Here is a 24,258-nt window from a genome sequence, read left to right as displayed (position 1 = left end):
TGGACTCCTCTCCTGTAGCAACGACGCTACAGATCAGGTGTCCGGAGAACCGGGGCAAGCTCCATCATCAACACAGCCGCATCAGCGGCATGACACCGAAACTGTCTCTATCGGTGCAGCAGTCCCCACGGTCAGTCCGGGCATCGCACCGGCGAGCTGATCGATCAGCCTTTGACCGAGCGGCGTCTCAATGCCGACCAAGTAGCGGCATCGACCGTCGAGCTGCCACTGCTCGAATACCACGAGCGGCGTTTGGTGACGCCACCCCAGACGCGGACGTGATGCCAGCGGTCGGATCAGTGAGGCGACATGCTCGAGCGCGATTCCTCGGGGAGGAACCAGTTCATGCCAGTGGATGGTGCCGGTCATCGTGTCTCCTCATGACCAGGGGCTTCAGGCGACTTGTCGTCGGTGTCCTGTCGGGCCATCGCCACGATCGCCCGTGCAATTTTTCGGAGCGCGTGGATAGCGTCAACGTCCCCAACCTGACGACGGATGCCCGTAATTCGTACCGACCGATCATCGGTACTGTCCTGTGGTTGCTGCTGCATGTGGTGTCCCTCCTTCCTGGACGAGCGCGCCAGTGGTATGTGACCGAAGGCGCACTGAAGAACGGCTAGGGGCGATCGCCCCGGCCATCCAGTGGTGTTGATAGTGATGTCGAACCTGACACGGTCATCGAAAGACGATGTGCGGGTGGGGGTTCGAAGTGCCCCCGCATCTACTGCCTACTATGGGGGCACGTGCTGCCCCCGTCAATGCTGATTGTGCATTCCACATCACCGACCGGCGCCTCGCGCCAGATGGTGAAACACACTGGATATAAATGTATTTGATCGTTGTGCCGACGACATCGAGTCAGCGACGACGGCCACCGAACCACAGACGGTAGATGACCAGCATGACGAGTAGTGGCACTATGGCCGGCAGCACTGGCTCGATGACCAGCCAGCCGATACGTACCGCCACGGCGATGGCCACCACCCCCAGAGCAAGCCCGAAGAGCTTGCCCGGGAGCGGCACCGGCTCACGATCCGCCATGATGATCACGCCGTGGCTCAGTCGGAGGTGTTCCGTGCTCTTGCCGTGCCACCCGCAGCATTTCGGCCAATGCGAAGTGGGTCATCGCCCGCAAACTCTGCTCGGCGCGATACTGCTCACGACGAATCAGCAGCCGTCGACGATGAACAGCGAGCAACCGTCTGCGCTCCGCCCTGGCTGACACCACCGCGACGGCGGCGACAGCGGCTGCGACGACGAGCGTTGCCCCGAGCAGGAGCAGTGACGTGTTCATCGGGTGACCCGCCGTACGCGTTGCGCTGTGTCAACGACGACTTCGGCACTCTGAAGCGCCGTCAGATCAGCGATGGCCGCCAGCCGCCCCGACGCATGCGGTGCCATCTGCGCCAGCGTGACCTCAGCCTGCGACAACTGTGCCGTGGCGATGAGTGCCGCCGTACCGACGTGGTTGACCGCGCGGATGCTCTCCTGCTGAATCTCCACCTCAGCGTCGATGCGAGCGAGTTTGCAGGTTGTGTCGGCGTGGATCGTTGCGAGGTTCCGGTTAACGGATCGCGCTGTTCGACCTGACCACTGCATACCTGCTGGTTCGGATGTCCGGCGGGGTTGGATGTTGCTGGCCATGGGGAGTCCTTCCGTAGGTGTCGGCTCGGTGTGAGCGACTGCGACCCACGCTCCCCGGATGAAGCCCTAGCCCGATAGGTCAAACAGACCCCAGAATGTGGACATGGCAGTAGACACCGACGATCTGGTGCTCGCGCAGCTTCGGAAGTTGCGCGAAGGGCCGGGGTTGACGACCGACCGGCTCAAGCAGTCGGGCGCGGTGATGTCTGCCCTCGCCACCAGCGACCCCGTTGTCGCGCGTGCACGGCTCCTCGAAGTGATTGATGGCCTGGATGGTGCGGAGCATGCGGCAGCGTTGAAAGTTGACTTCGGGATCAACCTCGCGGCACTGCTACGACGCGAACCGGTGTCACGTGAGCACGACCTCCTCGGCGACAGGCGGAGCGCCTACAGCCAGGTGGTCAAACGCGACGTGAAGACCCTCGGGCGTTGGTCTGATCGAGCACTTGGCGAAGTCAGAAGCCAGCTACTCGCTGATACTTTCACTGGACACCTGTACGTGGTTGCAGCCGTGAAAGATCTTGTCGTTAAGGGGATCACCCTGATACAAGAGGACGCCGAGCAGAGTGGCGGCGCGACGAAGAGGCGAAGTTTCGACTACGCGAACCCATCAACGGAGCCGTCGATTCCTGCGCTGATATATGGGTATCCGCGTGACTGGCGTCCCGAGTCGCTGACTCTCGCCGTCAGCTTTCTGGGCGACTATCGGCCATATGAAGTGTGGGCGTGCGTGGCCAAGAATTTTTTTGAAGCGACCTTCGGTAGGGCCCGACGTCAGCTTACCTCGGGGGATGCAACCGCAACTTGCAGATTTGATCGACCGAGGGCCGACAGGTTGTACGTAATCTCTTGGGAGTGGTTACCCTTGAGGTATGAAGCCCGAGTGGTTTCGCCGCCAGTTTAGTGCAGGAACTTGCAAGAAGTCCTCGCTTGCCGAAGTCAGGAGAGTACGCCAAAGAACGCTAGGAAACCCAGCGTTACATTTGCTACCACGAGAATCATTCCTGCGGGTGATAGCTTGAGCTTGTACCACCCGCGATATACTGACGGGCTGATACATAGAATTAGTGTCACGAGCCCCACTGCAACCGCAAGTATCGCTGTGTACCAGAAGAGAAGCGCTTTTGAGGAGAGCTTGTCGAACACCATAAAGGGAATGATTAGCGCTGGAAGCGAGATTATTATAGTGGTTACTTCGCGCTCGATCCCGTACACTGATCTAAAGGTATCCTCATCCAGCCCCTCGACCTTTAGCTCTGCTACGGTCGTGCCCGCGAGAATCGTTCCGCCAGGCTTTCCGTCGGCACGTAGAATGGCGAAATGTCCTAGCTTCGCGTTTAGAATGTCGCGTATTCGGGAATCCGTAGTTTTCGCCACCAGCGCTCCCATCCACGCACTTATTAGCTGAGAGAGAGCAGGAGTGAAGAATACGAATGCAGGATCCCAAGCTTTCATTCGCTCGGCACCGGACAGTCGAATACTGATGGGACGAATACCCCAGACTGCCGTGGCGCGTAGTCATCGAAGCTATACTGGTATGTCGTCCTCAGAGTGTGAGTTGCAGACTTGCACGAGTCGGGGATGTGGTGATCGATATCAAACAGCAGAGGCTTCTCTTTGCCGTCCTTTATCTCTTCCAGAGTGAAGCTCGCCGACTCAAGAATTGGGGACGAACTTGAGCTCGTGGTCAAGAGTGTTCTCGAATTGTCGACGTTGTATACATCCACTAGAACGCTGCGCATAGCCGTGACCTTGATAGTCACATCCTGCCTGATAGATGTAGATTCGGCACTTGCAGGCTTCGTCGCGTAGGAAATTTTGAGCGTAACTTTGGGGGCGACGGGATTGTCGAAAAACTTTCGCCAAATTCGAGTCATGCGATCATCACTTCACATTCAGGACTAGCGCTTGGAACGCGGATTTCGGTGCGCTGTAAGCATTGTCGCGTACTTTCCTATCATCGGAGATGCAGAATGTGATACAACGTATGATAACGTCTTGGCGTCCGCGGCTTCAGTGATTATAGAGACCTCGCCTAAGTCCGGATTAGATGTTTCGCTTGCCGAAGGGGTTCGCGACCAAAAGAAGAGTCGCGAAGCACGCCTTACGATTACGGATTCCATCACGTCCCCGTGCGCATACGCGAGCTTTACAAGCTCGTCTATCGATTCAGTTTCGATTTCTTCTCCATCCGTCATACGCACATCGATTTGAGATGCCGCCTCCCCCTCAGTAACTGTGATAACCGTATGCAGTAGCCGCATGAGTCCATCCCGTTCACAGGTCCACGCTGCTGAGACAAGTCTGTCTTCAAAGTGGCTCGCGTAATATTCGCTATGTCCGCCCTCGGCGATGAAGTCCCGCGATCCCTGCTGGCCAACGAAATTGAGTTCGCTCATATTGCGATCCTCGTAACAGTGCAGCCGTCTGCCGCCATCAAGGATAAACATATTCCCGTCCACGACGGTGATGATGTGCCTACCTTTCGGTAGAGGATCGGGGAGACGGAATCCTTCCATAATGTGCATGATCTTGATCGCTTTTCCAGTCTGTGAATCCCTGCAGGATTCAGGAACGACTGCGCTGGTCCGGATCTGTCCAATGCCAAGATCTCGTGCGTTCTGGCGTTGTCCCGCGGTGCGCCCGATAACAGACTTCTTTTGCAGTAGCAGTATGCTTCCGCCAGAACTTGATACAGCTGTTGGAGACAGGTCGGTAACCAAACGTTCCTCCCGGTACCCCATCCTTTTGAGGATTGTGTCTGGTCGCGGCGAAGCCGCATACCTAAACTTGAGTGTTGCCACACTGCATCCCTTGGGTGATTTCGGTCTTCGACAGATTGGCGGAGATAGTAGCAGGCTGTGCGAATCCCTCGGCTGGGTGCCGAGGTCACTGTGTGCTTCTGCCTGATTTCCGAAGGGGGTGTTGACATAGATAGTAGCTTAGCCTCAGTAACCATTATACCTTAACCTTAGCCTTTGTAAACATGCGGCGGCTGCAATAGACGGCTGATCGCCATCAGGGCGGTACGGCATCTGGCTTCCTCCGTTCACTAGTCGCTCCATGTGTGCGGGCGAGAAGTCAAGTGTGCGTGGCTTAATCTCTGTTGTCCACACGGCAGACAGCTCGGAGAGCAACGCTGCGCTTCGGATACGGACCATGAGTGGCCCCCCCTTCTGTGTGTCTAGACGAAGAGTTTCATGGGTTAGTGCTACTTCTCAAACGAACACGCCGCTCTACGTGCATAAAGACACGGATGTAACTTCCCTGAACCTTGAAAGATTCGGTGTGTACGAGTTACGGCACGGGAGGTGCGGACGTTCGCTCTATATCCAGTACCCACACCATCGCCACACCGGAATCGGGCATCAACCACCCATCCAGCGCCACCGACACCGTCCGGTCAGGCACCGTCTCGGGCATGTTCATGAACCGTGGCCGCTTGCTGCTCGGGAAGAACGGCAGCACCCGAACCTGCTCGATCGGCGCATCGGTGTAGTCCAGCTCCACAGCCAGTCCGCGGCTTGGCTGCTCGATGTCGATGTTCAGCAGGTGCCCGTGCTGCCTGGTGAGCGTGCGGTAGGTGTACGAGATGACCACTGGCTGAAGGCGTTCGACGGCTGCTTCGCCGATCTCTACCGTGTACGTCTGGCTGCGGCCGTGAGTACTGCGCCGGATCGGCCGTTCCTCGCCATCAACGGTGAAGCGCACCAGCTCGAAGGCTTCGCGGTCACCACCGTCGAGCGTGCCGTCTGGCCGGAAGTACCACGCTGATGTGTTGCCGCCGTCTTCGACCGCGTCGCGATAGGCGCTCTCGTCGGATACGCAGGTGAAGTGACGAATCGAGTGTGCTGGGGTGACGGTGTACTCCCAGGTGGTGGTGACGACGAACATCGGAGTCGTGGGCATGGGGCGACCTCCGGTCGCCCCACTAGGTATACCTAGTGGCGATAGATGCAACGACACTCGTGTGTCGAACCAGCGCTCGGTGGATTGCACCGCCTGGTCGCGGATGTCCTGATACAGCTCACGAGCGAACTGTTCGTCCTCGAGCCGGATGGCCAGGCTGTTCTCGATGATGGTGTCGAGCGTGGCCGGCGTTGCCACCCGTGCCAGTTCGCTCGGTTCGAATGCGAATCCCTCGATGACCGCCCGGCGCATCTCGGGAGCCTCTTCGCGGATGATTCGACGGAATCGCTCATCGTCGGCGGCGTCCTTGTCGCGGCTCATCTGGGCGTCGATGAGGATAGCTAGCGCCGCACCGAAGAGTCCGGCGGCCGTCTCTGCCCAGACGAATCCGCGAAGCGCTGCAAACGCTGGCGTTGTGTCAACCAGGGTGCTGAACCACGCGACGCCGATCGACGCCACGATGAGCACAACCGCCAGGAGCAGGCGTTTGACGTGCACGATTCGGTTGAGCAGGTCTTGCATATTCAAATTTAGTGTAACAAATAGCTCGTGGTTTGGATAGACAGAAGCGGCGGTGCACCACGTAGGTGCACCGCCGCTTCTATGTGACGCTCACGGGTCAGTTCCCGCCGCCACCGAGTACCACGTTGCCGCCGCCTCCCATTGCCCTCACCTCCCGCCGCGTGGAGCTGCCCACCGAACTGGGGCGCGTCCCAGTATCCTAAATTGGGATACTGGCGGGCGCAAGGTGGGCTGACCTGTGTGGAGAAGTCGATCCATACCGCCGAGTACCAGCGCCTGTGTGCGCTGCTTCGGCAGCTTCGGGTCGATGCCGGTCTCACCCAGGTACAGGTGGCCGAGCGACTTGGCGAGCCGCAGTCGTTCGTGTCGAAGTATGAGTCGGGGGAGCGACGGCTGGACGTGATCGAGCTGAAGCACGTGGTGGAGGCGCTGGGGAACACCATCGGGGGCGTTGCGGAGACGCTCGGCTGGGCGCACTAATGTCTTGGGTTGTGCCGAAAATTCCGAATGATGATCGAAACGGCTACCAGCGTACGTGAAAATGCGTTATATTACCTGCAGAATATGAAGCAATTGGGGGGCGTATGATCACCAGAATCGTCATTAGAGGCTATAGAATATTCAAAGAATTTGAGTTCGAGCCAAATGCTGGAATGAACCTCCTTGTTGGTGGAAACGAAGCCGGTAAATCGACATTACTGGAAGCGGTGAGTCTGGCGCTGACGTGTAGGTTGAACGGGCGATGGGCGCAGGACGAACTGAATCCGTACTGGTTCAACCAGGCGGATGTCGAAGCGTATTTTGACGCGGTCGATTCCGGAACCCCGTCGCTACCACCCGAGATTTATATCGAGCTATACTTGACAAGCGAGGATGACGACCTTCAGCCGTTGTTGGGCGTTCACAACTCTCGTCAAGAGAAGGCGCCCGGGGTTCGTCTTCATATTGCACCTTCGCCAGAATATTCCAGCGAGTTCTCAGACTATATAAGCAACTCCAATCGGCCGAGAATTCTTCCGACGGAGTGGTACGCGGTTGACTGGCGTAGTTTCGCCGATGAGAAGCTCGGGCGACGCCCTAAGCATCTGGGGGTCGCTGTAGTCGATTCTAGGACGATCCGATCGACTGCCGGGGTCGATTATCATACGCGCGAGATGCTGACTGACTTCATCGAGCCGAGGGAGCGAGCAGCTGTGGCTGTCGCACATCGAAGCGCTCGGCACTCAATTACCACCGCGACGCTCGCACCCATCAATGATCGCATTGCTGAGGCGAGCGAAGCGTTGCATGACCGGAAGATTGGCCTCCATATGGATCAGTCTTCGAGTGCATCATGGGAAAACAGCATCGTTCCACAGGTAGCGGATATCCCGTTTGTGATGGCCGGTCAAGGCCAGCAAGTCGCGATCAAGGTGGCGCTTGCGATGAATCGATCGTTGGAATCGACCAGGTATGTCCTAGTGGAAGAGCCTGAGAATCACCTCTCTCATACAAGCATGACAAAACTCGTCTCGCGTATCGAGGAGCTCGCTGGTGGACGTCAAGTGTTCCTTACGACGCACAGCTCGTATGTCTTGAATCGGCTTGGTCTGGATAAGCTTGTTCTTCTGCACGCGGGCTCTTTGGCGAAGTTTGACTCTCTGCCTGCTGATACCGTGAAGTATTTCAAACGGCTATCGGGCTACGACACCCTACGCCTTGTCCTCGCAGACAAGGTCGTACTTGTTGAAGGTCCCTCCGATGAGATGGTTTTCGAGCACGCATTTCGTTCTGTGAATGCTGACAAGACACCCATCGAGATGGGGGTCGATGTAATCTCGATGGCGGGTGTGTCGCTTAAGCGCGGGTTGCAGCTGTGTGCCGCTTTGGGGCGCCAAGCTGCAGCAATTCGAGACAGTGATGGGAAGCCGCCTGAGCACTGGAGGAAACCGCTGTCCGAACTGCTGCAGGACGGACTACGTGAGGTATTCATAGGCGATCCGATTGATGGCGCGACACTTGAGCCCCAACTCTTAAAGGTTAATGGTGAGGGAGCGATCCGCAAGATATTGGGCATCGACGAAACCGCTAATGTGGTTGAGTGTATGACTTCAGATAAGACGGATTGGGCTTTGAAGTTGGATGAGTCCAGTGAGGCGGTGGAGTATCCGCCGTATCTGCTTAGCGCAGTGAAGTTTGTGTCATGAACTCGGCGGTGCTTGCAGTTGCTGGTTCCCGAAAGACACAGTCGATCGTAGACGCGTGCGCAGGTGGGCCTCGTAATCGTCGTCGGCTCGTTATAAGCTACACTCTATCTGGGCAGCGCGATTTAGAGAGACGTCTTGCTGCTGCCTGCGATCCCGGGTGCGTTCCTGAGGTATCCGGTTGGTATTCGTTTCTGTTGAATCATTGGGTCAAACCGTTTCTTCCTCTCAAATATCCCGGGCGTAGGCTTGGGGGACTGAACTTTGACGGGGAGCCACTTAAGAATTCGCAAGGGGTTGTGATCGCGAAGGGGGAGGACAGGTTTCTTGACTCTGAGTCTCGCGTGTACAAGCGATTTCTGTCTAAACTAGCGATCGATGTTGCTGAGGTTGCCGAAGGAACGGTCGTAAGTCGTATCGGACGGATATACGACGAAATATATTTCGACGAGGTGCAAGATATGACGGGGTACGACCTCGACATACTCGAACGACTTCTTTCGTCAGCATGTTCCGTCCGCCTCGTGGGTGACATACGCCAGTCGGTGTTCGATACCAATCCGCAGGATCCCCGTCACCGAAAGTATCGAGGCATAAAGATGCTTGACTGGTTCCGCGAACAAGCATCTGCGGGCCGATTAGAGCTGTCCTTCTCCTCTGATACGTGGCGCTCAGTTCAGCCTATCGCGACATTCTCTGATTCGATATTCGACCCCGCCTTGGACTTTCCTCAAACGATGTCGAGACAGAGCCGGGCTTCAGCGCATGACGGTGTGTTCGCCGTAGCTACCCGACATCTCGAAGAGTACCTCGATGCGTACAGTCCGGCCTGTTTGCGCGCTTCGGTTAGCACGCCAGTGCCAGAAGGTGTTGCAGCTATGAATTTCGGAGTTTCGAAAGGGGGAACGTTTGATCGGGTTGCCATCTTTCCGACCAGCGGCATCCGTTCGTTTCTTGCCAGCGGGAAACTGCTGGCTCCGAAGGCGGCATGTGGACTGTATGTCGGTGTCACGCGAGCAATCCATAGTGTTGCCTTTGTCGTGGATAGGCCCGACAAGTGCTCGTTGCCGGTGTGGGTTCCACTCAGCGACGCTTAGCGCGTGTCGGAGCTTGAGCTGTGGCCTTCGACCAGCGTCGTCAGAATCGCTGCTGTCGAGGTGTCCAGGTTCGAAAGCCACCCCGTTGGCTCCGCAAGTAGGAGCATTTCAGGCGTGGTTTCTGCGGAGTCGATGACTCTCCCTGCCCGCCCGCTCCTAATCGAAGCCGGGTGACGCTGCTCGAGCAACGACAACGCGTAGGCAGCCTTCAGTTCGACCACCGAAACACTGTAAGATAACCCCATGTCTGAGCTCTCCCGCCGTCGCGTCCTGATTCCTGTCACCGTCGCTTGCCTCCTCTTGGTCGTGAGGGGCGCGCTTCAAGAATTCCGCGCAGGAAACGTCGGCTGGGGAATCGCTTTCGTGGTCGGAGTGGTGGTGGTCGTGACCGCCTGGATCGTGGACGCGATCCGCGACGCTCGCGCCTCGAACACGGAACCGCCGCACACCACGTAGCCGTATGCCCTGTTTCGCACCAGTCGCTCACAGGAACGGCTTCCAGAGATAACGAGACCGAAACGCATCGTCGTTAGCGTTGCCGCATTTCCCCGCATCCAGGGGACGCACGAAAGGCAACCGGCATGGCGATCGATGCTGCGTCACACGACGCGACCGACAGGGAACCGACCTGGGACGAGTTGGGGTACCACCAGCGTCTCGCGAACGAGGATCTCGCGCCGCTGCGCAAACAGACCTGGGGTTCGTACAACATCTTCGCGTTCTGGATGTCCGACGTGCACAGCGTGGGCGGTTACGTCACGATGGGCGCACTGTTCGCCCTGGGCCTGAGCGTCTGGCAGGTGTTCGTGTGCCTGATCGTGGGCATCGTGATCGTGCAGTTCTTCACGAACCTGGTCGCCAAGCCGAGCCAGCAGGCGGGTGTGCCGTACCCGGTCGCGAGCCGGATGTCCTTCGGGATCTTCGGTGCCAACATCCCGGCCATCATTCGAGGTCTGATCGCGGTCGCCTGGTACGGCGTGCAGACGTTCCTGGCTGCGGAATCGCTGAACATCGTCTTCCTCAAACTCTGGCCCGGCCTCGCGCCGTACGCCGACGTCAGTCAGTACGGCTTCCTGGGGCTGTCCTACCTCGGCTACGTCAGCTACTTCATCCTGTGGGTGCTGCAGGCCGCGCTGTTCTGGCGCGGCATGACGGTGATCCGGAGGTTCATCGACTGGGCCGGCCCGGCGGTCTACGTGGTCATGCTCGCCATGTGCCTGTACATGCTCTACAAGGTGAACTGGAAGGTCGATCTGAACCTGTCCACGAGCTCCCTGCACGGCACGGCGCTCATCGCGACCATGTTCGCGGCCATCGCCGCAGTCGTCTCCTACTTCAGTGGGCCGATGCTCAACTTCGGTGACTTCTCCCGGTACGCCAAGAGCTTCGATGCGGTCAAACGCGGCAACCTGCTTGGACTGCCCCTGAACTTCATCGTGTTCTCGCTGTTGACGGTGCTGATCGCCGCGGCGACCAAGCCGCTGTACGGGGAATTGATCACCGACCCGATCAAGACGGTGCAGCGGATCGACACCACCTTCGCCATTCTTCTCGGTGGTCTCACCTTCGTGGTGGCGACGGTGGGAATCAACATCGTCGCCAACTTCATCAGCCCCGCGTTCGACTTCTCGCACGTTTCGCCGCAACGGATCTCGTGGCGGATGGGCGGGATGATCGCAGCAGTCGGATCGGTGCTGCTGACGCCGTGGAACTGGTATGCCAACGACGAGGCGATCTTCTGGACTCTGGGCATCCTGGGCGCTCTCATCGGTCCTTTGTTCGGCATCCTGATCGCCGACTTCTACGTGGTCCGCAAACAGCAGATCGTCGTCGACGATCTGTTCACCGTCGATCCCCAGGGCGCGTACTTCTACAAGAACGGCTACAACCCCATCGCCGTGTACGCGGTGATCATTTCCGGTGCTCTCTCGCTGGCATCGGTGATCGTGCCGAAGCTGGCTTCCGCCGCGGATTGGGTACCCAAGTACAGCTGGTTCATCGGTTGCGGAGCGGGCTTCGTCGCCTACATCGCTCTGGCCGCGGTGCTCGGGATGCCCGGATCGATGATCGGCAAGAACGGATCACCCGAGGCGGTAGTGAGCGGCACGACTCCGTCGCAGTGAGGGTTGATATGCACATCGGCACTCCAGCACGATCATGTCGTGCCCGAGATCACCACGACGACGCTACTGCTCCTGCTGCTCGCGGCCCTCGCCGCCGGCTGGGTGGACTCGGTGGTGGGCGGCGGCGGCCTGATCCAATTGCCCGCGCTGCTGATCGCGTTCCCCACCGCGGCACCGATCCACCTGCTCGCGACCAACAAGATGGCGTCGATCGCCGGGACCACCGCCAGTAGTGTCACCTTCTGGCGCCGCGTACGCCCAGACCCGAGGACCGCGCTCGCGCTCGCGGCACCCGCCTTCGCCGGCGCGATCGCAGGAGCGGTGATCGCCTCGCACATCCCCCGTGAGGCCTTCAACCCGATCATCTTGGCCGCTCTCATCGTGGTCCTCACCTACACGCTGCGCCGGCCCGACCTCGGCGGTGAGACCGACCTGCGGCACCGTGGCCACCGTCACCTCGTCACGGCCGGGGTGGCGGGGTTCGCACTCGGGGTCTACGACGGTGCCCTCGGCCCGGGAACCGGATCGTTCCTCGTCTTCGCCATGGTCGGGCTGATGGGCTACGCCTTCCTGGAGGCGTCGGCGAAGGCGAAGGTCGCAAACCTCGCGACGAACCTCGCCTCACTCGTGGTCTTCCTGCCGCAGGGCGCCGGGTTCTGGAAGCTCGGCGTCGCCATGGCGTGTGTCAATGTGGCCGGTGGTTACCTCGGTGCCCGCACCGCGGTCGCCAGGGGCAGCGGCTTCGTCAAAGTGGTGTTCCTGGTGGTGGTCTCCGCGTTCATCTGCAGGATCGGCTACGACGTGGTGATCCAGTTCACGCGCAGCTGAGCGGTTTGCGTTGCACCCCATGGCTCGCCGTAAAATGCGTCAGTGAGTGAAGCAGCCGCGCCCCCCGAAGACCCGATCGACCTCGAGGCCTGGCGCAGCGCCAACGAACTCTCCTTCCCCTTCTCCGACGCGCTCGATCTGTGGGCGGATGCGGCCCACGACGCACTGGTCGAGCTCGCCGGCCGGTACGGCGCTTTCATCAGTTTCGCCGAGCTCGCTGCCCGCGCGCAGGCGGAGACGGGTATCGCGACCCGCGCCCCGGTGCGCACCTGGATCACCGCACTGCAGCGCCGGATCACCGACCGCTGCCAAGCCGCCGGGGAGCCCCCGCTGGTGGCGCTGATGGTCGCGCACGATCACACCGTCGGTGAGGGCTACGCCTACGCGGTCGCCGCGGCCGGCCTGCCCGCCGCGCCGAACCTCGATCAGCACGCCGCCGCCGCCCGGTTCGCCTGCTACCTGCACTACGGGGCGACGATGCCCGCCGGTGCCGGCCCGCAAATGACCCCGAAACTGGAGGAAGCGCGACGGGTGGCAGCCGCCCGCGCCGCGAAGGTCCGGCCGGTGAAGGCGCCGTCGAAGGGTCGTGTGGTGAAGGCCCGTCCGCTGGAGAAGCCGAGCGCGGCCCGTACCCCGTCGGTCCGCGAGGCGAAGGCCCCGGCCAAGCCCGAGCCGCGTCCGGCGAAGCTCTGCCCGAACTGCTTCACCCAGCTCGCTGCGACCGGGGACTGCGGCTTCTGCTGAGCCGGGCAGGCAAGATGGACGGATGCAGGGTCGAGTAGCGCCGCTCACCGGACTGCGGGCCGTCGCGGCCGCCGCGGTGTGCCTCACGCACGCCGCCTTCGGAACCGGTCACTACACCGACGACTTCGTCGGCCACCTCTGGGCCCGGCTGGAGATTGGGGTACCCGTCTTCTTCGCGCTCTCCGGCTTCCTGCTGTTCCGCCCGTGGGTCCGCGCCCTGCTCGACGGTGCCCAGGAACAACCCGGTCTGCGCCGATACGCCTGGCATCGGTTCCGGCGAGTGGTGCCGGCGTACTGGATCGTGGTGGTCGCCGTCTACGCGCTGGGCCTGGTGCGACCCGAGCCGAACCCCTCCGGCGCCGGCATCGACGGCCTGCTGCGCAACCTCACCTTCACCCAGATCTACGGCTTCGGGCACCTGCGTGTGGGACTGACCCAGGCGTGGAGCCTCGCCGTCGAAATGGCGTTCTACCTGGTACTTCCTCTGTTCGGATGGGTGCTCACGGCCGTGCTGTGCCGGTACCGGTGGTTGCCCGGCCGACTGCTCGCGGGCCTGGCGGTGCTCGCTGCGATCTCACCGGTGTGGATCCTGATCGCCCCCGACATCGAGCTGACCGCCCGGATGTGGCCGCCGGCGTACCTGTGGTGGTTCGTCGGCGGCATGGCCCTGACGGTGGCCGAACCGCTGGTCCGGCGCTGGCCGACCTGGGCGACCCCGGCGTGCCTGAGCGTCGCGGTAACCGGTTTCATCGTCTCGGCTCTCCCGGCTATCGGCGGCCCGCCGACGATGGTGCCGCAGAGCGTGTGGGAGGCGCTGGTGAAGTCCGCCTTGTACCTGTTGATCGCCACCGCCCTGATAGCACCGCTCGGCCTGGCGCCGCAATCCCGCTCGTGGTACCACCGGATCCTCGGCAGCCGCCCGATGGTGTGGCTCGGCAACATCTCCTACGAGTACTTCCTGGTGCACCTGATCGTGATGGACGTGATGCTGCTGGACGTCTTCGGGTGGCCGATGTTCACCGGGAACATCCCGATCGCCTTCCTCGCGACCTCGATCGTGAGCGTTCCTCTCGCGTGGGCGCTGCGCGCCGCCCTCCCCTTCGGGGATGATGGGGCACGAAGGAACCGGATCACGGCGAGGGGGTGAGGCGATGACGGAGCCGGAGGTGCACGTCGAAGCACCGGTGCGGCGGTGGTGCGACGCCCGGGCCATCCCCATGCCCCGCCGGGAGCTGTCCGACGAGGCCGCGCTGCTGATCGCCGCCGGGCACCTCTCGCCGTCGGGCCGTGAAGCGGTGCTCAACCGGTTCGACACAGAACGCGCTTTCCCGGACATCGGCGGTTACGCCAAGCTGCGCAGACTCAGCCGGATCGCCGAACACGAACGCACGGACAGCCCTGCGGGCCTGCCGGACGCATCGGGCTACGCCGATCCGCCCAACCCGTTCCAGCAGGCCAAGGCCGCCGCGGAATCGGTCCGCGCCGCCGATGCCCGTCGTAAGCTCGCCGGATTCCGTCACGCCTTCACCTTGAACCGGCTGTCCTTCGCAGCCGGGGTGCGTGCGGTCCGCCGTGCCCGAAAGGACGCCGTACACCTCGACCTGGACGAACGTGACGCCCTGTTCGACGCCCTGTGCCTGACCCCGCTGCCGGTCACTCCATCAGCCGCGGCGGTGGCGGCACGCACCGTCGCTCGGGTGGCCGGCCCGGTGCTGCGGCTCGCCCCCCAGGTCGCCGGATGGGTCGACGGGCACGGCGCCCCCGACGAGCGGCTGCTGATCTTCGAGGACCGCTACGACGTCCTGCTGTTCGTGGCGGGCCTGGTGTACGACAAGGTCACCTATTCCCGGTCGGTCAGTTCCGGTGAGTTCGACGAGCAACTGATGCAATTGGACCTGCCCACCGACCTGGTGCAGATCTCCGCCGATGTGGCGGCGCTCCGTGCGGTCTGGGGACAATTGCGGTACGCCCCCGGTCTCGCCGACGGCACCCGCTCCGGTGAACTCGACAAGGTGTGGGACGAGCTGGTCGAACGGGTCACCGCACTCACCCGCGTCGGCGATCTGGTGGACGTGGCCGATTCCCGCCGCCCCAAACGCATTTCGGTGGAATCGATCGACCAGCAGATCCACGAACTGGTGCTCCGCTCCGGAGAACGGGAGATCTCCACACAGAGCGCCCATCGGATTGCAGGCCAGATCCTCGGGGCGCGAGGCGAACTCGGTTCTCGGCGCGCCCTCACCAACGGTGATCGTCAGGTGCCACCGGAAGCCCGGGAGCTCCCTGAAACCGAACCCGCTCAGTCGCGGGACCAGGACGCCAGGTAGGACTTCTCATCGTCGGTCAGCCGGCGCAGACTGCGAGCGCCGATGTCTACCACGGCCATCTGGGTGGTGGCCAGGATCGCCGGTTTCGACTCCGTTGCAGCGTCTTTCGAACGTACCTCGTATCCGATGGTGAAGTCCACGCTGCGGTTCCCGGCGATGTACATGCCCACCTGTACCGGTGAATCCTCGTGGTACAACTGCGCCTTGTACTTGATCGCCACATCGGCGATGAACGCGCTCTTGATCAGCGGGGCGTACTTCTCGCCGGCGGAGAGGAGCCACTGGATCCGGGCCTCCTCCAAGAGGGTCACCATGCGCGCGTGATTGACGTGCCCGAGCGCGTCCATATCCGACCAGCGCACCGGAACATGTGCGGTGAAGGCGAATTCGTGCTTCCCGAGACTCACCGGTCACCGTCCTCGCCCCACCGGGTTGCGAACGCGAGGAAGGCGTCGTTCTCCTCGGCGACGGTGATCGTGACACGGACGCCGGCACCGTCGAAGCCCCGCAGCAGCAGGCCCGCATCGGCGGCATCGGCGGTGAAGCGCATCGACTCGTCACCCAGCGGTAGCCACAGGAAGTTCGCCTGCGACGGCGGTACGTCGAAGCCCGCTGCCCGCAGCGCATCGCGGACACGAACACGCTCGGCGACAACGGACTCGGTGCGGGCGAGAAGCTCCTCGCCGACACGCAGCGAGGCGATGGCCGCGGCCTGCGCGGGCGCGCTCACCGAGAACGGCAGGTGCACCCGGGTCAGAGCGGTGATCAGCTCGGGGTCGGCGATCGCGTAACCCACCCGCATCCCGGCCAGGCCATAGGCCTTCGAGAAGGTACGCAGCGCGATCACGTTCCGGTACCGGGAGATCAGCGCGGCACCGTCGATGCGCTCACCGGTGAGATCATTGGGCCGGTGGTACTCGTAATAGGCCTCGTCGAGAGCGACGATCACGTGCGGGGGCACCGCCGCCAGGAAGTCCTCGAGCTGCTGCTGCGAGACGGTGGTTCCGGTGGGGTTGTTCGGATTGCAGACGAACACCAGGCGCGTGCGGTCGGTGATCGCCGCGGCCATCGCATCGAGATCATGGGTGAAATCGTCGGTCAGCGGAACCTGCACCGGAACCGCGCCCACCACCCGCGTGATGATCGGGTACGCCTCGAAGCTGCGCCAGGCGAAGACGACCTCATCGCCGGGACGGCAGGAGATCTGCACCAGGTCCTGGCACAGGGCCACTGAACCGCAGCCCACGTGCACCTGCTCCTCGGTGGTTCCGGTCAGCTTCGCCAGTTCGACCCGCAACGCGGAAGCTCCGTTGTCCGGGTACCGGTTCGCGTGCCGCAGAAGCTCGGTGAGCGCGGACGCCACCGCCGGCAGCGGCCCCTCCACCACTTCGTTGGACGCGAGTTTGATGGCGCCGGGCACCGTCCGCCCCGGAACGTACGCGGGGAGGGCGTCGAGATCGGAGCGGATGCTCAGCTGTGTGGAGCGGTTCTGCGATGGGGTGGCCACGTGGCCAGGGTAGACCGGCGGAACCGGCGGGCGAAACAGAGCGGCGGGCCGACTCCGAAGTGGAGCCGGCCCGCCGGTACGGTCGCGGGTCAGTTGCCCGTCAGCTTGTCCTTGACCGAGTTCACGCCGTCCTTGACCGCGTCTGCGGCGTCGGTGACCTTCTGCTTGGCGCCGGCGATGCCCTGATCGGCCTGGCCCTCGGCCTTGAGGTCGTCATTGCCGGTCGCGGAGCCCGCGGCCTCCTTGGCGCGGCCCTTGAGGTCTTCGGCCTTGTTCTTGGCGTCGTCTGCGATCCCCATGACTATGTCCTCTCAGTGGTCGTTCGTTCTTCTCCTCGGGGTAGGTCCCCAAGCCTGTTGTCGGCGCGTTCCGGGTTCACCAACAGCTGGAACCCCACCTCGGAGTTCGTCGCCGCGGTGACCTCCCGCCCGGCCGCGGAGGCCAGGACCGCGAGCTCATCGGCGGACACGCCGGGTGCGACCTTCGCCGAGACCCGGATGATCGGACGACCCCTATCCACCACCGTCGACGACCGGGCTCGCTGGAGCAGCGGACTCTCGGCCAGATCGGCGGTGACGGCATCGGCCACCCGTCCGAGTTCGACGGTGCCACCACCCTCGGTCACCAAGGTACGCGAAGCCGGACGGTGGAGGTGGCGGATGAGCAGCCACAGTGCACCCAGGATCAGCAGCACACCGGCGATCGCGGTCACCGTCGGCCACCACGGCTCGTCCGGCAGGCGGGTGATCTTCTCCACCGATACCCGCCGGGTGGCGTCGGTCGTGTACCGCTCACCGATCCGGGTGCCGAGCGCCCACAACCCGCCGCCGAGCAGGACGATGCCGATCAGTGCCACGACCAGCCGGTCGAGGACACGGGTCGAGGTCTTCATCGGTTCACCTCCGCATCGCTGGAAGCGAGGTCGCGGACCCGCCCGCGGACCCAGAGTTCGCCGGTGACCGGCTTGTGGCTGCGCCGCCGCGGTGCGATCGCCGCGATCAGGAGGATGAGACCCACCACGATCGCCGCGATCGTGGCCGGCCAGCTCCACCAGGACCAGCGCACATCGTCGGCGATCCGCGGAACCTGGTCGATCCAGCGTGAACCCGCGGACCAGCCCAGCGAGACCGCGGTGTCACGCAGGGCGAGCACCCCGAGCGCGACCACGGCCAGCAGCAGCGGGACCGCCAGCATCGAGGAACCGGCCGTCCGGCGCGGAGCGTGTCGGCGCAACGAGACGGCCTCCGCGGACTCGGCGGCGGCCTCCGGATCGTGATGCAGGAACGCCGCCTCCGAGCCGGAACGCTTCTCGTCGATCTTGGAGATGTGCACGTCCACCCGGTCGGAGGTGGTGCCCAGACTTCGGGTCAACTCGTCGTCGATCGCCGAACGCACCTGCGGCACCAGCCGGGCCGCGTCGTACGGCCACTGCGCGGCGATCTGCACGTCGACCCGGTTCCGGGAACCTTCGGCCAGCCGGACCGACGGCAGCTGCCGCGTCGCCAGGCCCTGCTTGCGGGTGGTACCCGGAACCGTCAGCACGGCATGTTCGATCAATCGTCGCCGCACCCGATCGTCGATCACGGTGCGTCCCCTGCTGCCGGATTCGGTGGTCATGGTCAGCTCCGGCCGCGGCGCAGGGCGGTGAGGTCGATCAGACCGTCGAAGTGCGCGCCGACCGCCAGCCCGATCGCCCCGAGGACGAGTGCGAGCAGGAAGCCGAGTAGGCCGCCGGCGACGATGACGATCGCCAGGAGGAGCCCGATGACGACTCCCCACACGGTGAAATTGCCTGGCGTCATGAGGTGCTCTCCTTCGAAGCGGCGGTGCCCGGAGCGGGCGCCGCGATATCGGACACGATGACGTCGACGGGAACCCCCGCGGCGTCGGAAGCGACTCGTCGGACCTGATCGGCGAGCTCGAGCAGATCCAGGTCGCGGCGGAACTCGAGAACGACACAGACCTGCCCGGCCTCGTCGTCGAGCCGGACGCCCCGGACGGTGCGCCCCGGAAGGTGGGTGGAGGGGGTCCCGGGGCCACCGGCGTGGATGCCGGCGACACCGTCGACGGCGGTCACCGCGGCGACGACACCGTCGACCCGCTCAGCGCGAGCGCTGGTCACTGGACCCGTGACGACTGCGCGGGCTCCTCGGCCGCCTCGTCGTCGTCGGCGAAGTGGACGTCGTGCACGGTGACGTTGACCTCGGTCACCTCGAGGCCGGTCATGGTCTGCACGGCGTCGATGACGTTGCTGCGGATGCCCGCGGCGAGGTCGTGGATCGCCACGCCGTACTCGGCGACGATCGCCACGTCGACGGCGGCCTGCCGCTCGCCGACCTCGACGCTGACCCCCTGGGTGAGGTCGGGGTTGCCGGGCAGGGTCTCGCGGATCCGGCCGACGACGCGCGCGGCCTGGCCACCGAGGTCGTAGACACCGTCGACCTCGCGGGCGGCGATTCCGGCGATCTTGGAGACCACGATGTCGGCGATGCTGGTGGTGCCGCGACCGACCTTGGTGGACAGCTCCGAGCCGGGGGTCTTAGTGGCGGGAGCGTCGGTGGAGGGGGTGGTGGCGGTTGCCTGCTTGCTGGTGCTGGTGGTCATCTCAGAATCTCTCCTTGTGTCGCCTGATGCGCCGCGGTCCGATCCGGCACACTGGTGTGACGTAGGAGTACGCCGGTTCAGCACGGAAATGTGATCCATCTCACATCAGGAGGTCGGTTGTTCGGCGCGGATCTGTTGCCGTCGCTCTCCGACGAGACGCTGACCCGGCGTGCGCAGCGCGGTGACACCGCCGCATTCGACGTCCTGGTGCGCCGGCACGCGGGTGCCATGCACCGGTTCGTGGCTCGGACGATGCCCGAACGCAGCGATTGCGATGACATCGTCCAGGAGTCGCTGATCGCGGCCTGGAAGGCCATGCCGACGTTCGCTCACCGGTCCACCCTGCGTACCTGGTTGTTCTCGATAGCCGCGCGAAAGACCGCCGATGTACTGCGGCGGCGCACGCCGGTGGTCGATTCCGAAGCGGTGCAGGACGCCGTCGCGAGCGAGCCGGGGCCGGGCCAGACGGCGGCCGATCGGGACTTCCTGGACGCGCTGGGGCGCGAGCTCGGGCGACTGCCCTACCAGGCGCGCGCGGCGTGGTGGCTGCGGGAGGTCGACGGTCTGTCCGTGGCCGAGATCGCCAGCGTTCTGCGGACGTCCGAGGGGTCGGTGCGCGGGCATCTCCAGCGCACCCGCAAGCGCCTCGCCGAGGCGCTGCACGGCTATTGGACGTGAGGCTGCGGGGACGCGCCCCGGCGTGGCTGCATTAGGCAATTCGGGCACGGCGTGGTCACACTGGAACCGATGGACCTCAGCCCCAGGGACAGTCGCGGCGCCGATCCGGTGCCGACAACGGATTGGATCGCCGACGCGACGCGCCGGCTGGCAGGGGTGTCTGCAGCCGAGGCCGACCGAGGAGACGACCTGGTCGACCGGATGCGTGCGGCCGTCGCCGCGGGGGTGTCCGCACTGCCGCGTCGGTCCCGGGTCGTCGTCACCGGGCGGCCGGGTGTGACGATCACCGAGCTCGCGCTGACCAAGGCGATCACCGCCGCATTGTCCGACGGCGCCGGAGAGGAATCCGCCGCGATCGCGGACGTGGATCTGACGATCGATTCCGGGCGGCTGCTGAAGGTGACCGTGCACCTGGTCGCGGTGGACGCCGACCAGCGCACGCGGACCCTGCTCGACGCTGGTGACCGCCTGCGCACCCTGGCGGCGGACGTCGTTGCCCGGACCGCGGGCGCCGGTGGCGTGCGGGTGGACCTGGTCTGGGAGGACCTGCTGACCTCCGCGACGACCGACGCCCGGACGACCGTCTCACTCCCTGCCGCTATCGCCGTCTAGGTCCCGCGGGGAGCGGCCGGTGAACCGTGACCTGCGATTTTGTGGGTTGCGTAGTGGTTGTGTAAAGTAGCTGCTCGGCGGTTGCGCGTGACCGTGAAGGATCGCTCGCGCATCGCGTCCGATTTGGAGGCGTGCCAGAGCGGCCGAATGGGACTCACTGCTAATGAGTTGTCCGGCCAACACCGGACCGGAGGTTCAAATCCTCTCGCCTCCGCCACATCGGTCTTCGGACCGATGAGAACTGAATAGGGATATGCGCCCGTAGCTCAGTGGATAGAGCATCTGACTACGGATCAGAAGGTCAGGGGTTCGAATCCCTTCGGGCGCACAGAAGGTACAGATCAGGGCCGGTTCTCCACCAAGGAGAACCGGCCCTGACTCATTCCCGGAGATTTCGGTCACTGAGCCGCGCTATCGGTGGGTCAGTGACCGAGATTTCGTCGATCCCAGGCGGCGGTCCCAGCTCTCCCACGACGCGGGCGGAAGTAGTGCGATGCCGATCGCGGCACCAGCCGCGCCCACGGCGAACCCCGCAGCCGTATCGGAGAACCAGTGCACACCCAGGTAGAGGCGGCTGGCCGCCACCGTCCCGATCACGAGCGCCGGCACTATCAGTGCGAGCATCCGCTGCCGCACCGGCCACCCCGCTGTCACGGCCACCGTCGTCGCGAGCAGCAACGCGGTCGTGCCGGTGACGTGACCGGAGGGAAAACCGTAATCGGACTCGTTGACCAGATGGTCGATCACCGGAGGCCGGGGACGGGCGAACAGGGCTTTGAGCGCCAGCGTGACCGCCGATGCCACAGCCGTCGACCCGAGTACGAAGATCGCGGCGGCCACTGAGCGGCGTCGCCAGATCAGGAGCGCCGCGATTCCCACCCCCAGCAGGATCGTCCCGGCCGGGGAGAAGACATCGGTGATCAGACTCATCACCGTCGTCGTGCCGGGGCTGCGATGCTCGACCATCTCCTCGAGCACCTCGCCGTCGGCCTCGGTGACCGGCTTCCAACCGTCGAGCAGACCCAGGACCAGCACGGCGAGGATCAGGGCGCCCGCGACGGCGAGCAGGTTCCGGCCGGTGCCGGTGCGAGTGGGCATCGGACCAGGTTGCCCGCGAAAACGCAGTTCGCGCAACCCAAGATCGAGTAAAGCGCACGGCAAGAACCACAGCGGGCAAGTAGCCTCGACCAGGTGGTTGCTTCGAGGAACAAGCGGACTCGGGGGCGGGCGTCCGGCCGCGCCGCCCGCCGAGCAGCAGCGGCCGGTGACACCCTCTACGCGGACATCTCCGAGTGGCAGCCCCCGCTACCCGACGACTACCCGTACCGGTGGGTGGCGATCCGGTCCAACGACGGCACCTACCGGGACCGGCAGTTCACCGAGAACTGGGCGACAGTGCGACGGATGCTCGACGACGGACGCCTGGTCGGGGCGATCGTCTACGCGGTGGTCCGGCCGAACTGGGAGGACAGCCTCGCGGTGCACACCGAGATGCAGGGTGAGGCCCGCCCGGACGTGGCGACCATGGCCGACGCCGAATCCTGGGGCGGGCAGATCGTGGGCGATCACTCCGCGGCGTTCAACGGCTTCGTGCGCGGCGCCGCCCAATGGCGCGGCGGAGGCGACCAGCTCACCCGATGCCTGGGCTACCTCAACCCGAACGACATCAGCATCTGGCCGACGCTGCCCGAGATCCCGTTCGTCGTGCCCTCCTACGGCGCCGTCCCCGACTTCTCCCGCGCCCCCGAACTGGGTGCGCGGTACCTGATCCACCAGTACACCGACGGCAGCGGCTACGGCAACGGCCTGCCCGAGGGATACGGCCGTGTGCGGTGCGATATGAACGCCGCGAACGGACGCGACCCGTGGCAACTGGCCCGGGCACTGGGCACCACCGAGGTCGATCAGAAGAAGCCCTGAGCCCCCGGCGCGTACGAGACCAGCAGGTTCTTGATCAGCTGGTAGTGGTCGAGCATCATCTTGTGGTTCTCCCGGCCGATACCCGAATCCTTGTACCCGCCGAACGCGGCGTGCGCCGGGTACTGGTGATAGGTGTTCGTCCACACCCGGCCCGCCTGAATGTCCCGGCCGGCGCGGTAGGCGACGTCGCCGTTGCGCGACCACACCCCGGCGCCGAGGCCGTAGCGGGTGTCGTTGGCGATCGCGACCGCATCGTCGTAGCCGTCGAAGGAGGTGACCGCCAGAACCGGACCGAAGATCTCCTCCTGGAAGATCCGCATCCGGTTCTCGCCGGAGAAGATCGTGGGCTGCATGTAGTAGCCGCCGGACAGGTCGCCACCGAGGTCGGCCTGTTCCCCGCCGGTCACCAGGGTCGCGCCCTCGTCCTTACCGATCTGGATGTACGAGAGGATCTTGTCCAACTGCTCCTTCGAGGCCTGCGCGCCGATCATCGTCTCGGTGTCGAGCGGATCTCCCTGCCGGATCGACTTGGTGCGGATCGACCCCAGCTCCAGGAACTCGTCGAAGATCGGCCGCTCCAGCAATGCCCGCGACGGGCAGGTGCACACCTCACCCTGGTTCAGCGCGAACATGGTGAAGCCCTCGAGCGCCTTGTCCTGGTAGTCGTCGTTGGCGGCCATCACGTCCTGGAAGAAGACGTTCGGGCTCTTCCCGCCGAGTTCGAGGGTCACCGGGATCAGGTTGTCGGCCGCGTAACCGGCGATCAGCTTGCCGGTGGTGGTCTCGCCGGTGAAGGCGATCTTGCGGATCCGCTTCGACGACGCCAGCGGTTTTCCGGCCTCCACACCGAAACCGTTGACGATGTTCACCACACCGGGCGGCAGTAGGTCGCCGATCAGCGAGAACAGATAGAGCACCGACACCGGTGTCTGCTCGGCCGGCTTGAGCACGATCGCATTACCCGCAGCCAGGGCAGGCGCCAGCTTCCACACGGCCATCAGGATCGGGAAGTTCCACGGAATGATCTGGCCGACCACCCCGAGCGGCTCGTGGAAGTGATACGCGACGGTGTTCTCGTCGATCTCCGACAGGCTGCCCTCCTGCGCGCGCAGGCAGGACGCGAAGTAGCGGAAATGATCGATGGCCAGCGGAATATCGGCGTTGAGGGTCTCCCGGACCGGCTTACCGTTCTCCCAGGACTCGGCGACGGCGAGTGCCTGCAGGTTCTCCTGCATCCGGTCGGCGATCCGGTTCAGGATCGCCGCGCGGGCCGCGGGGGCGGTCTTCCCCCATGCCGGGGCGGCGGCGTGCGCGGCGTCGAGCGCCAGCTCGATGTCCTCCGCGGTCGAACGGGCGACCTCGCAGAAGACCTGGCCGGTGACCGGCGACGGGTTCTCGAAGTACTGCCCCTTCACCGGCGGCACCGACTGCCCACCGATCAGATTGTCGTACCGGGACTGGTAGCTCATCAGCGACCCGGCGGCTCCGGGGCGTGCGTAAACGGTCATGGCTTACCTCCACAGTGGCGTGATCGCGGTCACATTCGACGGTACGCGCGCA

The 24,258-nt window shown here is 63.8% G+C and carries 29 protein-coding genes and 2 tRNA genes; 15 read left to right on the top strand and 16 right to left on the bottom strand.

Annotated features, from left to right (window positions below):
• Window positions 1–81: 81 nt before the first annotated feature.
• From ACYVHG_RS08150 to ACYVHG_RS08140, 3 genes are all read right to left on the bottom strand, one after another.
• On the bottom strand, window positions 82–369 hold the full coding sequence (locus ACYVHG_RS08150) for a hypothetical protein (RefSeq protein WP_461166890.1): 288 nt from the start codon (window positions 367–369) through the stop codon (window positions 82–84).
• Between the two features lie 489 nt (window positions 370–858).
• Window positions 859–1,050 carry a hypothetical protein gene (locus ACYVHG_RS08145; protein ID WP_461166889.1) on the bottom strand — a complete coding sequence of 64 codons (192 nt, stop codon included), beginning with the start codon at window positions 1,048–1,050 and terminating at the stop codon, window positions 859–861.
• Between the two features lie 240 nt (window positions 1,051–1,290).
• The gene (locus tag ACYVHG_RS08140) at window positions 1,291–1,644 is read right to left on the bottom strand and encodes a hypothetical protein (RefSeq protein WP_461166888.1); all 354 of its coding nucleotides are present in this window, start codon (window positions 1,642–1,644) and stop codon (window positions 1,291–1,293) included.
• 103 nt (window positions 1,645–1,747) lie between these two features.
• Here ACYVHG_RS08140 and ACYVHG_RS08135 point away from each other — a divergent pair, with 103 nt between their 5' ends.
• Entirely contained in the window at window positions 1,748–2,548 is an 801-nt protein-coding gene (locus tag ACYVHG_RS08135) for a hypothetical protein (RefSeq protein ID WP_461166887.1), read from the top strand.
• Window positions 2,549–2,583: 35 nt separating this feature from the next.
• Here the strand turns inward: ACYVHG_RS08135 and ACYVHG_RS08130 are convergent, their stop codons facing one another.
• The 3 genes from ACYVHG_RS08130 to ACYVHG_RS08120 all read right to left on the bottom strand — a co-directional run bounded on the left by ACYVHG_RS08130 (window position 2,584) and on the right by ACYVHG_RS08120 (window position 6,075).
• Entirely contained in the window at window positions 2,584–3,033 is a 450-nt protein-coding gene (locus ACYVHG_RS08130; protein ID WP_461166886.1) for a hypothetical protein, read from the bottom strand.
• 512 nt (window positions 3,034–3,545) lie between these two features.
• Window positions 3,546–4,448 carry a hypothetical protein gene (locus ACYVHG_RS08125; protein WP_461166885.1) on the bottom strand — a complete coding sequence of 301 codons (903 nt, stop codon included), beginning with the start codon at window positions 4,446–4,448 and terminating at the stop codon, window positions 3,546–3,548.
• Window positions 4,449–4,941: 493 nt separating this feature from the next.
• Window positions 4,942–6,075: a hypothetical protein gene (locus ACYVHG_RS08120; protein ID WP_461166884.1), complete on the bottom strand. Its 1,134-nt coding sequence runs from the start codon at window positions 6,073–6,075 to the stop codon at window positions 4,942–4,944.
• 240 nt (window positions 6,076–6,315) lie between these two features.
• Between ACYVHG_RS08120 and ACYVHG_RS08115 the strand changes: the two genes are divergently transcribed.
• The 9 genes from ACYVHG_RS08115 (at window position 6,316) to ACYVHG_RS08075 (ending at window position 15,377) form a co-directional block, all read left to right on the top strand.
• Window positions 6,316–6,555 carry a helix-turn-helix domain-containing protein gene (locus tag ACYVHG_RS08115; protein WP_461166883.1) on the top strand — a complete coding sequence of 80 codons (240 nt, stop codon included), beginning with the start codon at window positions 6,316–6,318 and terminating at the stop codon, window positions 6,553–6,555.
• Window positions 6,556–6,659: 104 nt separating this feature from the next.
• Window positions 6,660–8,261: an ATP-dependent nuclease gene (locus tag ACYVHG_RS08110; RefSeq protein WP_461166882.1), complete on the top strand. Its 1,602-nt coding sequence runs from the start codon at window positions 6,660–6,662 to the stop codon at window positions 8,259–8,261.
• A 341-nt stretch (window positions 8,262–8,602) separates the two neighbouring features.
• Window positions 8,603–9,355: a hypothetical protein gene (locus ACYVHG_RS08105; protein ID WP_461166881.1), complete on the top strand. Its 753-nt coding sequence runs from the start codon at window positions 8,603–8,605 to the stop codon at window positions 9,353–9,355.
• 243 nt (window positions 9,356–9,598) lie between these two features.
• A complete protein-coding gene (locus ACYVHG_RS08100) occupies window positions 9,599–9,811 on the top strand; it encodes a hypothetical protein (RefSeq protein WP_461166880.1) in 213 nt (70 codons plus the stop codon).
• Window positions 9,812–9,936: 125 nt separating this feature from the next.
• Window positions 9,937–11,478 (top strand): NCS1 family nucleobase:cation symporter-1, encoded by a 1,542-nt coding sequence (locus ACYVHG_RS08095; RefSeq protein WP_461166879.1) that lies wholly within the window; start codon window positions 9,937–9,939, stop codon window positions 11,476–11,478.
• Window positions 11,479–11,517: 39 nt separating this feature from the next.
• Window positions 11,518–12,306 carry a sulfite exporter TauE/SafE family protein gene (locus tag ACYVHG_RS08090; RefSeq protein ID WP_461166878.1) on the top strand — a complete coding sequence of 263 codons (789 nt, stop codon included), beginning with the start codon at window positions 11,518–11,520 and terminating at the stop codon, window positions 12,304–12,306.
• Between the two features lie 42 nt (window positions 12,307–12,348).
• Window positions 12,349–13,050, top strand: a complete 702-nt coding sequence (locus ACYVHG_RS08085) for a hypothetical protein (RefSeq protein WP_461166877.1) — start codon at window positions 12,349–12,351, stop codon at window positions 13,048–13,050.
• 22 nt (window positions 13,051–13,072) lie between these two features.
• Complete coding sequence (locus ACYVHG_RS08080) at window positions 13,073–14,197, top strand: acyltransferase family protein (RefSeq protein ID WP_461166876.1); 1,125 nt, start codon at window positions 13,073–13,075, stop codon at window positions 14,195–14,197.
• Window positions 14,198–14,201: 4 nt separating this feature from the next.
• Window positions 14,202–15,377 (top strand): hypothetical protein, encoded by a 1,176-nt coding sequence (locus tag ACYVHG_RS08075; RefSeq protein WP_461166875.1) that lies wholly within the window; start codon window positions 14,202–14,204, stop codon window positions 15,375–15,377.
• Here ACYVHG_RS08075 and ACYVHG_RS08070 read toward each other — a convergent pair.
• The 8 genes from ACYVHG_RS08070 to ACYVHG_RS08035 form a co-directional block, all read right to left on the bottom strand.
• Window positions 15,350–15,784, bottom strand: a complete 435-nt coding sequence (locus ACYVHG_RS08070; protein ID WP_461166874.1) for an acyl-CoA thioesterase — start codon at window positions 15,782–15,784, stop codon at window positions 15,350–15,352. The genes ACYVHG_RS08075 and ACYVHG_RS08070 overlap by 28 nt on opposite strands.
• Window positions 15,781–16,884 (bottom strand): histidinol-phosphate transaminase, encoded by a 1,104-nt coding sequence (hisC, locus tag ACYVHG_RS08065; RefSeq protein ID WP_461166873.1) that lies wholly within the window; start codon window positions 16,882–16,884, stop codon window positions 15,781–15,783. The genes ACYVHG_RS08070 and hisC overlap by 4 nt, the downstream gene beginning before the upstream one ends.
• Before the next feature lie 89 nt (window positions 16,885–16,973).
• Window positions 16,974–17,183, bottom strand: a complete 210-nt coding sequence (locus ACYVHG_RS08060) for a CsbD family protein (protein WP_461166872.1) — start codon at window positions 17,181–17,183, stop codon at window positions 16,974–16,976.
• A 2-nt stretch (window positions 17,184–17,185) separates the two neighbouring features.
• Window positions 17,186–17,776: an alkaline shock response membrane anchor protein AmaP gene (locus ACYVHG_RS08055; protein WP_461166871.1), complete on the bottom strand. Its 591-nt coding sequence runs from the start codon at window positions 17,774–17,776 to the stop codon at window positions 17,186–17,188.
• Window positions 17,773–18,501 (bottom strand): hypothetical protein, encoded by a 729-nt coding sequence (locus ACYVHG_RS08050; protein WP_461166870.1) that lies wholly within the window; start codon window positions 18,499–18,501, stop codon window positions 17,773–17,775. The genes ACYVHG_RS08055 and ACYVHG_RS08050 overlap by 4 nt, the downstream gene beginning before the upstream one ends.
• Before the next feature lie 2 nt (window positions 18,502–18,503).
• Entirely contained in the window at window positions 18,504–18,686 is a 183-nt protein-coding gene (locus ACYVHG_RS08045; RefSeq protein ID WP_461166869.1) for a DUF2273 domain-containing protein, read from the bottom strand.
• Window positions 18,683–19,006, bottom strand: a complete 324-nt coding sequence (locus ACYVHG_RS08040) for a hypothetical protein (RefSeq protein WP_461166868.1) — start codon at window positions 19,004–19,006, stop codon at window positions 18,683–18,685. Before ACYVHG_RS08040 ends, ACYVHG_RS08045 begins: the two co-directional genes overlap by 4 nt.
• Window positions 19,003–19,488 (bottom strand): Asp23/Gls24 family envelope stress response protein, encoded by a 486-nt coding sequence (locus ACYVHG_RS08035; RefSeq protein ID WP_461166867.1) that lies wholly within the window; start codon window positions 19,486–19,488, stop codon window positions 19,003–19,005. The genes ACYVHG_RS08040 and ACYVHG_RS08035 overlap by 4 nt, the downstream gene beginning before the upstream one ends.
• Window positions 19,489–19,605: 117 nt before the next feature.
• On the opposite strand from ACYVHG_RS08035, the gene ACYVHG_RS08030 reads away from it, so the two are divergent.
• The 4 genes from ACYVHG_RS08030 to ACYVHG_RS08015 all read left to right on the top strand — a co-directional run bounded on the left by ACYVHG_RS08030 (window position 19,606) and on the right by ACYVHG_RS08015 (window position 21,106).
• Window positions 19,606–20,166, top strand: coding sequence for an RNA polymerase sigma factor (locus ACYVHG_RS08030; protein ID WP_461166866.1), 561 nt, complete (start codon window positions 19,606–19,608; stop codon window positions 20,164–20,166).
• Between the two features lie 69 nt (window positions 20,167–20,235).
• Window positions 20,236–20,778 (top strand): hypothetical protein, encoded by a 543-nt coding sequence (locus tag ACYVHG_RS08025; protein WP_461166865.1) that lies wholly within the window; start codon window positions 20,236–20,238, stop codon window positions 20,776–20,778.
• Between the two features lie 125 nt (window positions 20,779–20,903).
• Window positions 20,904–20,995, top strand: a tRNA-Ser gene (locus tag ACYVHG_RS08020).
• Window positions 20,996–21,033: 38 nt separating this feature from the next.
• Window positions 21,034–21,106: transfer RNA gene (locus tag ACYVHG_RS08015), tRNA-Arg, on the top strand.
• A gap of 83 nt (window positions 21,107–21,189) precedes the next feature.
• On the opposite strand, the gene ACYVHG_RS08010 is transcribed toward ACYVHG_RS08015, so the two are convergent.
• Window positions 21,190–21,876, bottom strand: coding sequence for a phosphatase PAP2 family protein (locus ACYVHG_RS08010; protein WP_461166864.1), 687 nt, complete (start codon window positions 21,874–21,876; stop codon window positions 21,190–21,192).
• A gap of 93 nt (window positions 21,877–21,969) precedes the next feature.
• Here ACYVHG_RS08010 and ACYVHG_RS08005 point away from each other — a divergent pair, with 93 nt between their 5' ends.
• Window positions 21,970–22,698 (top strand): hypothetical protein, encoded by a 729-nt coding sequence (locus ACYVHG_RS08005; RefSeq protein ID WP_461166863.1) that lies wholly within the window; start codon window positions 21,970–21,972, stop codon window positions 22,696–22,698.
• Here ACYVHG_RS08005 and exaC read toward each other — a convergent pair.
• Window positions 22,683–24,206 carry an acetaldehyde dehydrogenase ExaC gene (gene exaC / locus ACYVHG_RS08000; RefSeq protein ID WP_461166862.1) on the bottom strand — a complete coding sequence of 508 codons (1,524 nt, stop codon included), beginning with the start codon at window positions 24,204–24,206 and terminating at the stop codon, window positions 22,683–22,685. The two genes, ACYVHG_RS08005 and exaC, sit on opposite strands and share 16 nt — an antisense overlap.
• Window positions 24,207–24,258 lie beyond the last annotated feature (52 nt).

Source organism: Tsukamurella serpentis, assembly GCF_054780975.1.
This window is presented reverse-complemented; position numbering and strand designations above follow the sequence as displayed.